This window comes from Pseudomonas sp. Sample_23, from assembly GCF_004307595.1.
GTDB lineage: Bacteria > Pseudomonadota > Gammaproteobacteria > Pseudomonadales > Pseudomonadaceae > Aquipseudomonas > Aquipseudomonas atacamensis.
Genome location: NZ_RCNX01000036.1, coordinates 1 through 10,818, shown reverse-complemented (window position 1 = coordinate 10,818; position 10,818 = coordinate 1). Strand labels below are relative to the sequence as shown.

The window sequence follows — 10,818 nt, the reverse complement described above, 5'->3', positions numbered from 1 at the left end:
AAGCCTGATGCACGCAAGAATTCTTTAGATCAAGCCACCCCGATCAGCCATACCGACCGGGGCGAATAAAACATCAGCCGTAATTAAACGACTGGAGCACGCCAGTCATCAGAACCCGAAGTACCGGATACTTCGTGGGTCCACGTGATTTTGCGGTAGGTGAACTGCACTTCTTCCAGGTGGGTGAAGTGCGAGTTGCCTGGATCCTGGCAGTTGTGCATTTTGTTGTTGATGGCGACGATGATCGCGTCTTCCAGTTTGGTGGTGTAGTAGTGCTCTTGGGTGCCTTGAGCCGAGGTGCGGTACCACTGGATAACGATTTCGCTCATGCGCTCGCCGGAAGTCAGAGCTGCTTGCAGCAGTGGCGAAGCCTTGTCGTAGACCTTAGTGATCACAACTGGCTTGTGAACGCGCTGACCGGTTGGCTGACCGGATTGCGGGTCACGCGGGATGATCACGTCGTGGGTGAAAGCCTGAACCATGACCTGGTCTTCGTGGCCTTCCTGGTAGGTGTTGCCAACGGAGTCGGCGGTGAAAGCGCCGGCAGTGATCAGGCCTTGTTTTTCGCCGGTAACCGACATGTACGCTGGTGTTGCCATGGGGATGCTCTCCTTGCTTCGGGACATAACACTGGCAGGCACCATTGCCTGCCAGAGTGGCAACCAACAATCAAAAAATATGCCAGTTCTAAAGATACCTTCACAGATCAATAGGTTGAGAGAGTTCTCATGATTTTCTGAGCGCCAACCTGAGGAAATCTTAGAAAAAGTGCGCAACTTTTTGCGCAGTACTGCGCAACTTTTTGCGCACTTGGCTCCAGACCACGTGAATCGTGGCCTGTAGGGCAACTGGACAGCAAAATATTATGACCAACTGCGCAACTTCTTGCGCACCTCGCAAAATACGCCCTCTCTTCGTGCCACCCTATCAAGACGCTCCATTTTCCACTTGGATTCCATTCGTCGAATCAATGCTAAGTAAAAAATCAACCACCTGCTGTCGATTAGCATTCATCTTATGCGAACGGAAAACCAGCGACGAATCCCGCGCAGCGTTAACTCCAAATCGGGCGACTTACCAGATGCCAGACGAACCTCATAATGTCGAAAGCGAACAGGCGGGTGTACTGACCGCTTTCGGCCAAAAGCAGACGGTTGCCCTTTAAATAAATCTGAGAGTCATCTGGCCGGCCTCCCCACACACGGATGCTGGCATCGCCGCCCGCGACGAAGCCATGCTCAACCAATGCCTGGGTCGCGACATTCAAGTGGCCGGACTGATCGGTAGCGGCTACGACAAGAACAGCATGGTCCTGGCCAAGCGCCATGGATTCTGTATCTCCGCGCAGCTCAACTGCAGGCCCTTTTCCGGTTGGCACGTGGAGATTCACAATAGTCATGTTTTACTACTGGCCATATGAAGATTGCAGAGCACCATCAATGAGTGAGCAAAAAATCGAACAAAGCTTTATCGACAAGCTAATTGAGCTCAAATATGCCTATCGCCCAGATATCACAGACCGCGCCTCACTGGAGCGCAACTTCCGCGAAAAATTCGAGGCGCTCAATCGCGTTCACCTCAGCGATGGCGAATTCGCGCGCTTGCTCGACGAGATCGTCACTCCCGATGTTTTCGCCGCAGCCCGCACCGTTCGCGAGCGTAATGCCTTCACCCGCGAAGACGGCACCCCGCTAAACTACACGCTGGTAAATATCAAGGACTGGTGCAAAAACACCTTCGAGGTCGTCAACCAGCTGCGCATTAACACCGACAACAGCCACCACCGCTTCGACGTTCTCATCCTCATCAACGGTGTTCCGTGCGTACAAGTGGAGCTGAAGACGCTTGGTATCAGCCCACGGCGAGCCATGGAGCAGATCGTCGAATACAAAAACGACCCCGGCAACGGCTATACCAAAACCCTGCTGTGCTTTCTCCAACTGTTCATCGTCAGCAACCGCACTGACACCTGGTACTTCGCCAACAATAACGCCCGCCATTTCGGATTCAACGCCGACGAGCGTTTTCTACCCATCTACCAGTTTGCCGACGAGGCGAACAAGAAAATCACTCACATCGACAGCTTCGCCGAGACCTTCCTCGTCAAATGCACACTCGGCCAAATACTCAGCCGCTACATGGTGCTAATTGCCAGCGAGCAAAAGCTCATGATGATGCGCCCGTATCAGGTCTATGCCGTCAAGGCCATCGTGGACTGCATCCATCAAAATTGCGGCAACGGCTACATCTGGCACACCACCGGCAGCGGCAAAACGCTCACATCTTTCAAAGCCTCAACCCTGCTCAAGGACAACCCTGACATCGAGAAATGCCTCTTTGTGGTGGACCGCAAAGACCTCGATCGCCAGACGCGCGAGGAGTTCAACAAGTTCCAAGAGGGCTGCGTCGAGGAAAACACCAACACCGGAGCACTCGTGCGTCGCCTGCTTTCCGAGGACTACGCCGACAAAGTCATCGTCACCACCATCCAGAAGCTCGGCCTCGCCCTGGATGAAAACAGCAAGCGCAATAAGCAGCGCAAAAGAAACGATCAGCTTACCTACAAAGAGCAGTTGGCCCCGCTGCGCGACAAACGCATTGTCTTCATCTTTGACGAATGCCACCGCTCCCAGTTTGGCGAGAACCACAAGGCCATCAAAGCGTTCTTCCCCAAGGCCCAACTATTCGGCTTCACCGGCACGCCCATCTTTGAAGACAATGCCTCCCGCGTTAAGGTGGAAGACCAGCAGGCCTGGTACCAAACAACAGAGGAACTCTTCCAGAAGCAACTGCACGCTTACACCATCACCCACGCCATTGAAGACGCAAATGTCCTGCGCTTCCGTATCGATTACTTCAAGCCAGAAGGCAAAAAGATACCCAAGCCCGGCGAGGGCCTGGCCAAGCGAGCGGTCATCGAAGCTATCCTGGCCAAGCACGACATGGCCACCGGCCAGCGCCGTTTCAATGCCATCCTCGCCACCGCCAGCATTAACGATGCCATCGAATACCACAGACTGTTTGCCGATTTGCAAAGAGCCAAGCAGCTTGCCGACCCCGACTTTCGGCCGCTTAACATCGCCTGCGTGTTCTCGCCGCCCGCCGAGGACGATGCTGATGTGAAGCAGATTCAGGAAGACCTACCGCAGGAAAAGCAAGACAACGAGGTAGACCCTGAGAGCAAAAAGGCTGCGCTGAAGGCCATCCTTGCCGACTACAACAACCGCTTTGGAACCAACCACAGCGTCAGTGACTTCGACCTCTACTACCAGGATGTGCAAAAGCGCATCAAAGACCAACAGTGGCCCAATACCGACCACCCGCACGCGCAGAAAATCGACATCACCATCGTGGTGGATATGCTCCTGACCGGCTTCGATTCCAAATACCTGAACACGCTCTACGTGGACAAACCCCTCAAGTACCACGGCTTGATCCAGGCCTTTTCGCGCACCAACCGCGTACTCAACAGCACCAAGCCCTACGGCAACATCCTCGACTTCCGCCAGCAGCAAGAGGCTGTGGATACCGCTATCACTCGGTTCTCTGGCGAAAAATCTGGCCCGCAGGCACGAGAAATCTGGCTGGTGGACAAGGCCCCCGTAGTTATTGAAAAACTGCAAGCTGCCGTGCAAAAGTTGGACGATTTCATGCAATCGCAGGGCCTCAGCTGCGCCCCCGAGGCTGTACCCAACCTCAAGGGCGACGAAGCCCGCGCAGCCTTCATCAGCCGCTTCAAGGAAGTGCAGCGACTCAAGACTCAGCTTGACCAATACACCGACCTCACTGAGGACAACGCAGTCGCTATTGAGCACATCCTGCCCAAGGAAAATCTGCTCGGCTTTCGCGGCGCTTATCTGGAAACGGCCCAGCGAATCAAGGCCCAGCAGGGCAAGGGCGGCAAAGACGCAGATGGCCCAGCAGACGAGGTGGACCAGCTCGATTTCGAGTTCGTCCTCTTCGCCTCCGCTGTCATTGACTACGACTACATTGTGGGGCTCATGTCCCGCTTCTCGCAGCAGGGTCCGGGCAAGCAGAAGATGAGCCGCGAGCAGCTTATCGGCCTGATCCAGGCCGATGCCAAGTTTATGAACGAACGCGAGGACATTGCTGCCTACATCGCAACCCTTAAAGCCGGAGAAGGTCTGAGTGAAACCGCCATCCGCGACGGCTATGCCCGGTTCAAAAAAGAAAAAGACTCCGTCGAACTCGCCGCCATCGCGAGCAAACACCACCTGCCCCCCGCAGCCCTACATAGCTTTGTAGACAGCATCCTGCAACGCATGATCTTCGATGGGGAACAGCTTAGCGACCTTATGGCCCCGCTGGAGCTTGGCTGGAAAGCCCGCACCAAGGCCGAACTTGCCCTCATGGAAGATTTACACCCCCTACTCAGCAAACGTGCCCAAGGCCGCGATATATCGGGACTCAGCGCGTATGAGCAGTAAGACAAAGAGCACGAGCCAAAACGAAAACGGCCAATCCACGCTGATGCCAAAACTGCGTTTTCCGCAGTTTCGAAACGCGGAGGGTTGGCGTGTTAGGAAACTCAACGAATTGTTATTTGAGGCGAAACATCGAAATAGGACACTCGAACTTGGCCCAAGCGATGTGCTGTCGGTGTCTGGAGAGCATGGCTGCGTCAATCAAATCGAATTTATGGGACGCTCATATGCGGGAGTGAGCGTGAAGGACTATCACGTTGTTGAGCACGGTGACATTGTTTACACAAAGAGCCCGCTGAAAAGGAACCCTTTCGGCATAATCAAAGAAAACAAAGGGAAGCGAGGTATCGTTTCGACCCTATATGCCGTCTATCGGCCTTTCCAATGTTGCTCTGCGACGTACTTGGATCACTTCTTCTCCGGAGATTTCAACCTAAATTCGTATTTGCAGCCCATTGTAAAAAAGGGCGCGAAGAATGACATGAAGGTAAATAATGCAGATGTTCTTAAAGGAGATATCTGTGTTCCCGAACTGAAAGAGCAACAAAAAATCGCTGATTGCCTTGATTCGGTAGACGAGCTGCTTGCCTTGCAAGCCAGGAAAGTTGACGCGCTCAGGAACCATAAAAAAGGGCTGATGCAGCAACTTTTTCCCCGTGAGGGAGAAACTCAACCTAGTCTGCGCTTCTCCGAATTCCGAGAACCATGGGCCGAGAGCCAACTAAACTATCTTTGCAGCAGTATTTCATCGGGCCGAGATCAGCTTGACCCTGATGGAGCCTTTGATCTTTACGGTTCGACTAGTGTAATTGGCAAAACGAAAAACCCGAGCTTTAGCGGTGAGCGAATATTAGTCGCCAGGGTAGGCGCGAACGCCGGGCTATTGACTAAAGCTAAAGGTGCGTTTGGTGTAACTGACAACACTCTTGTGCTCAGCCTCAAGCCCTCAACCAATATTGATTTCCTCTTTCACTATCTAGGAAAAATAAATATAAATAGGCTGATTTTCGGTTCAGGACAACCATTGATAACAGGAAGTATTTTGAAAAACCTGCCAATTCTGGTGCCATCCGATTTGGAACAACAAAAAATTTCCGCCTTCCTCTCGTCGCTTGATGATCTGATCGTTGCCCAAAGCTGCAAGCTCGATACCATAAAGAGCCATAAAAAGGGGTTGATGCAGAAAATTTTTCCATTGCCAGAAGAGGTCGAAGCGTAATGCCACGGTCTTTTGCCAATTTAAAGGATTTAGCATCCCATCTGCGCCAAGAGCTGACGAGCAAAAAATTTGTCATTCTCTACGCTTATAACGGCACTGGAAAAACACGCCTCTCTACAACTTTTAAAGACTTAGGCAAGGTCGACGATCAGCCTGACACCCTTTATTTCAATGCGTTCACCGAAGATCTTTTTTATTGGGACAACGACCTCGAAGAAGATCGTGAGCGGAAGCTTAAAATAAACCGAAACTCGCGTTTCATCACCGCACTGTGGGAACTGGAGATGGAAACCCGTATCCGTCCCTTCCTCGATCGCTATGCGGACTTTGATTTTCGAATCGATACCGACAATTGGGAGGTGATCTTTTCTCGAAAGGTGACGAATCCAAATTTTGACGAGAATGTAGCGAATCCCCTCGAAGAACGAACCCAGATGGAAACACACATTAAGGTTTCCCGCGGCGAGGAGAATATTTTCATCTGGTGCTTCTTTCTTGCTGTCGTTCAGCTCGTCCTGGACGGAGCGGATACCTATATCTGGGTAAAATACATTTATATCGACGACCCGATTTCCTCCCTCGACGAGCACAACGCAATCACGGTAGCGAATCATCTGGCACAGTTGTTAACGAGAACAGACAAGGGGCCGAGGACGGTTGTTTCGTCGCATCACGTTCTGTTCTTTAACGTCTTAAGCAATGAGTTGAAAAACAAGGCTCATCGGCACTTCCTCAAAAAGGGAGCAACGTCAGATAAATATATACTTGAAGATACGACCAGCAAGCCATTTCTGCACCATCTTGCAACGTTGGTAGAGCTGAACGAATTACTGTCGTCAGGTGCCCTGTACACACACCATTTCAATATGCTGCGCCGCGTCATGGAGCAAACAGCTAACTTTTTCGGTTTGAATAGCTGGAGTGACTGCATCAGGGTTGAAGAAGATGATCCCGACAGGACACTACATAAGCGAATCATCGACTTAATGAGTCACGGCGATTATTCGTTGTACGAGCCCAGGGAAATGATGGACGAGAACAAAGATCACTTTCGGAGGATCTTCCGAACATTTATTGCTACCCATCCCTTTAACGAGATGCTGTTTTCCAGCGAAGCGAATTAATTACCATGTCCGAACAAAACCAAATACAACTGGGCAAGACCCTCTGGGCCATTGCCGACCAATTGCGCGGGGCCATGGATGCGGATGATTTCCGCGACTACATGCTGTCCTTTCTCTTCTTGCGCTACCTGTCAGACAACTATGAGGCGGCGGCGAAGAAGGAGCTAGGCAGCGATTACCCCAAAGTTGAAGGTGACGATCGCCGTGTACCGCTGGCCCTTTGGTACGCCAACAACCCGGACGACATCATCGAATTTGAAAAGCAGATGCGCCGCAAGGTGCATTACGTCATCGAGCCGCTGCATCTGTGGAACAGCATTGCCAATATGGCCCGCACTCAGAACGGTGAACTGCTCAACACACTGCAGGAGGGTTTCAAATACATCGAAACCGAGTCTTTCGAGAGCACCTTTCAGGGTCTGTTCTCGGAAATTGACTTGAGCTCCCCAAAGCTGGGCAAAAACTACACGGATCGCAACTCCAAGCTCTGCAGCATCATTCAAAAAATCGCTGAGGGTCTGGCGGACTTCTCCACGAACATTGATGCGCTGGGCGATGCCTATGAATACCTAATCGGTCAGTTTGCCGCTGGCTCAGGCAAGAAGGCGGGAGAGTTCTACACGCCCCAGCAAATTTCCGACATCCTTTCCACCATTGTGACCCTCGACAGCCAGGATCCGAAAACTGGTCGTAAGCAGCGCCTGGAAAGCGTGATGGACTTCGCCTGCGGCTCCGGTTCGTTGCTGCTTAATGTCCGCAAGCGTATGGGATCGCATGGAATTGGCAAGATTTACGGTCAGGAAAAGAACATCACCACCTACAACCTGGCCCGCATGAACATGCTGCTGCACGGGGTTAAGGACACCGAGTTCGAGATCTATCATGGCGACACCCTGACCAACGACTGGGACATCCTGCGCGAGTTGAATCCTGCCAAAAAACCCGCGTTCGACGCCATCGTGGCCAACCCACCCTTCAGCTACCGCTGGGAGCCCACCGATGCCCTGGCCGACGACGTGCGCTTCAAAAACCACGGCCTGGCCCCCAAATCGGCTGCCGACTTTGCCTTTCTGCTGCATGGCTTTCACTTCCTGAAAGACGAGGGCGTGATGGCCATCATCCTGCCCCACGGCGTGCTATTCCGTGGCGGAGTTGAGGAGCGCATCCGCACCAAGCTGCTAAAGGACGGCCACATCGACACCGTGATCGGCTTGCCATCCAACCTCTTTTACTCCACCGGTATCCCGGTTTGCATTCTCGTGCTAAAAAAATGCAAGCAACCGGACGACGTGCTGTTCATCAACGCGGCTGAGCACTTCGTTAAAGGCAAGCGTCAGAACCAGCTGACGGATGAGAACATCGCCAAGATCATCGAGACTTACCAGTTTCGCAAGGAAGAGCCCCGCTATGCCCGCCGGGTGACGATGGAGGAGATCGAGAAGCACGACTACAATCTGAATATCTCTCGCTACATCAGCACGGCCAGCGCAGAGGTAGAGATTGACTTACAAATCGTGAATGCCGAACTGGTCACACTGGAAAAAACCATTCAGGAGGCACGGGAAAAACACAATGCGTTCCTAAAAGAGCTAGGCCTGCCAGCCTTAGTGTGAACCGCAAAGTGATTCAATCAGACCGCATAACAAGGCACTGCACGTACTGCACTGCTTTGTTGTGCGCTTACAAATCACAACTACCCCGCCAACCTCTTATCTAGTGCCTGTTCCAGCCTAGCCATAGTACGCTCGATATTACCCAGTTCATCCAGCCCGAACACGCCCACGCGGAAGGTCTGGAAGTCCGCCGGCTCGTCGCACTGTGGCGGCACGCCAGCGGCGATCTGTAACTCTCCTCCTACTTACTCAGAATCTAGTGTGTTGCATCGACCGGTTGAATCCACAGTCGAATGCAGCGCTTCGCGACATGCGGGCCTCGCGCGTTTCCTACAAGGCGACATGGTATCCGCCTGCCATCTGCTGTTCCCACAGCTCGAAAACTCGCTACGCCATGTGCTCAGTGACGCTGGAATCGATACATCAAAGCTGGACGAAGAAATGCTGCAAGAAGACTGGTCACTTAGCGGGCTGCTGAGTAACCGACGAGAACAGTTAGAGTCGGTTTTCGGCCTCGACCTGATCTACACTATTGACCTGTTGTTCAATTTCAAAGGCGGTCCGTGTCTGCGCCACGAGATAGCACACGGCAAGCTGGTGCCTGCTACCTGCATTCCAGCCCCTACGCGTGCTGGTTCATTTACTACCTGATGTGCTTGCCGCTGCAGCGGTATTGGAGCACCCATGTCGCCCCGCAGCTAGAACGTGCTTCACTTTAGCCAATCACAGCGTTTGCTGAACGGCTGGTTTTGGCCGATTCTGTTAATAAGTCGGTTCGCCCAAATGGCCTAAATATTGGCCGGTGAAAACGCCTTTTTTACACGCTGCTAAGTGAAATCTGAGCCTGGAAGCCTCTGCCCAAAGTAAAGATTTCGATCTCAGGCGCGTACTTTTCTGCCGTGGCAGCCATGGCCGACTTTTTCAACAGAATTGGCCGATAGCAGACGAAGCCGAACAATGATGCAAGCCGAATGAGCTCGGCATACCGTCAGCAATCGTCCAATGCAAAACCAAAGTCGTCGATGGACACTTGAGCTGCTTCATTCAACCGTTAGCGCAGCGCTGCGGCCAGTCGGTGCTCCACTCCCAATGGGTCCGACAAGACATCTAATTGCGGTACCAATTGTTGCGACAGGCTCATCAACGACTGATTGAGGGAACGTGCCGTTTCAGAAGCGGCATTTTGCACGAATCTGATTTCCACCAGCTTCCCTGTGCTTTGCGAAACTCCACCTCCGCCATCCGTGCTAGATAATGCTCTCGATGTGCACGCGCTTTCTGAAAGTCCGAAGACTGCCCTTGCGCAGGATAAACGGGCGGCGGCGCAGCCATGTTAGTCGGTTCGGATTGGGCTGCGACGTGGCTGTAGACATCACGCTGAAGCCGCTCCTGTAGATGGCGAGCAGCGACGGAAGCCTTGCTTGGGTCGGCGGTATCGCGGATCCACGCTTCAATCGCAAGCACGTCGACCTGCGCGCCGTTGGGCGACAGGAGCAGTCGGCCGTTTTCCTAAAGCCACGTGATGTAGATGTAACTCGGTGACCGACCGATGTGCGCGGCGAAGCCGCTTTTGGGCTGGTATGTGACTGCGTTCATAAGCCCGCTTTCAGCGATTTTTCAATGAATCCTTTCAAGATTTCAATGATTGAAATTTCAGTAAGCTGGAGGGCCTCCCACTAACACGATCCCGCGGGTTTCCGACCCCGTACCCTTCGAAAGTCCCCAGGGTCCCCGGCGGTTTTCTGCCCGGTCCGGTCGGTCGACTCAACATCCGAGTGCCATGCCCTGCCCCATCCCTTTGGAAAGACGGACATCCCTGCGAAGGTTTCAGCTAGAGAGAATCCGCGAGTTCGATAACCCGTGTAGGGGGCGGCCCTTGGGGAGGACCCGTGAAATCTGCCCCCTACCCGGCCTGCCCGGCTCATGCCTTCGGTTCCGCCTCGCTCAGGTCCAGGCGCTTGGCTACCCAACGTTCGTACAAGCCGATGGCGACATCGGCGCCGGCCATCGCAGTCAGGCAACCCAAGGCGCCCGCCGTCCAGATCGACAGGCCCGCGCCGAACAGCAACATCATCGCTGACACGCCGCACACGATGCAGGCACCGGACCGAAGTGCGAGGCGGCGCAGTAACGACCAGCCCTCGCGCCCCGTCCTTCTCAGCGCGCCACATCTCGCCGGAAACGCCGCCAACCAATGACAGGGCAATCACTAACCAGATCGGCATCTCTGACAGTGCCTGCTGCTCGTTCGTCATTGCCCTGCCCCTTAAACAAAAAGAGCCGGCGCTATGGCCGGGTCGGGTGGTGGGTTGCCTGCCGCGCTTTGCGGTCGCACCCATCGAAGATGGCCCCTTTTTACAGCTCGATTCTGGTGGCAGCAAGACCGTTTTAATGCCATCCGGTGAATGTGTGGGTGA

At 53.4% G+C, this 10,818-nt stretch carries 6 protein-coding genes and 3 pseudogenes; 6 read left to right on the top strand and 3 right to left on the bottom strand.

Translation table 11 applies throughout. The features are described 5' to 3' along the window. Nucleotides 1-83: 83 nt before the first annotated feature. The gene (locus D8U82_RS08910) at nt 84-599 is read right to left on the bottom strand and encodes an Hcp family type VI secretion system effector (protein WP_007918282.1); all 516 of its coding nucleotides are present in this window, start codon (nt 597-599) and stop codon (nt 84-86) included. Nucleotides 600-1,201: 602 nt separating this feature from the next. Here D8U82_RS08910 and D8U82_RS28430 point away from each other — a divergent pair. From D8U82_RS28430 to D8U82_RS08885, 5 genes and pseudogenes are all read left to right on the top strand, one after another. Beyond that, nucleotides 1,202-1,420, top strand: a pseudogene (locus D8U82_RS28430) (hypothetical protein); the annotation flags it as partial. Nucleotides 1,421-1,439: 19 nt separating this feature from the next. Beyond that, nucleotides 1,440-4,448 (top strand): type I restriction endonuclease subunit R, encoded by a 3,009-nt coding sequence (locus D8U82_RS08900; protein ID WP_130902047.1) that lies wholly within the window; start codon nt 1,440-1,442, stop codon nt 4,446-4,448. Next, nucleotides 4,438-5,664 carry a restriction endonuclease subunit S gene (locus D8U82_RS08895; protein WP_130902046.1) on the top strand — a complete coding sequence of 409 codons (1,227 nt, stop codon included), beginning with the start codon at nt 4,438-4,440 and terminating at the stop codon, nt 5,662-5,664. The genes D8U82_RS08900 and D8U82_RS08895 overlap by 11 nt, the downstream gene beginning before the upstream one ends. After that, on the top strand, nt 5,664-6,788 hold the full coding sequence (locus tag D8U82_RS08890) for an AAA family ATPase (RefSeq protein ID WP_130902045.1): 1,125 nt from the start codon (nt 5,664-5,666) through the stop codon (nt 6,786-6,788). The genes D8U82_RS08895 and D8U82_RS08890 overlap by 1 nt, the downstream gene beginning before the upstream one ends. A 5-nt stretch (nt 6,789-6,793) precedes the next feature. Further along, nucleotides 6,794-8,401, top strand: coding sequence for a type I restriction-modification system subunit M (locus tag D8U82_RS08885; RefSeq protein ID WP_130902044.1), 1,608 nt, complete (start codon nt 6,794-6,796; stop codon nt 8,399-8,401). Nucleotides 8,402-8,481: 80 nt separating this feature from the next. Here the strand turns inward: D8U82_RS08885 and D8U82_RS28425 are convergent. Next, nucleotides 8,482-8,634, bottom strand: a pseudogene (locus D8U82_RS28425) (alanine--glyoxylate aminotransferase family protein); the annotation flags it as partial. A gap of 109 nt (nt 8,635-8,743) precedes the next feature. Here D8U82_RS28425 and D8U82_RS08875 point away from each other — a divergent pair. Beyond that, nucleotides 8,744-9,052: a hypothetical protein gene (locus D8U82_RS08875; RefSeq protein WP_241668047.1), complete on the top strand. Its 309-nt coding sequence runs from the start codon at nt 8,744-8,746 to the stop codon at nt 9,050-9,052. A 1,270-nt stretch (nt 9,053-10,322) separates the two neighbouring features. On the opposite strand, the pseudogene D8U82_RS08860 reads toward D8U82_RS08875, so the two are convergent. Continuing rightward, nucleotides 10,323-10,656: pseudogene (locus D8U82_RS08860) on the bottom strand (phage holin family protein). Nucleotides 10,657-10,818 lie beyond the last annotated feature (162 nt).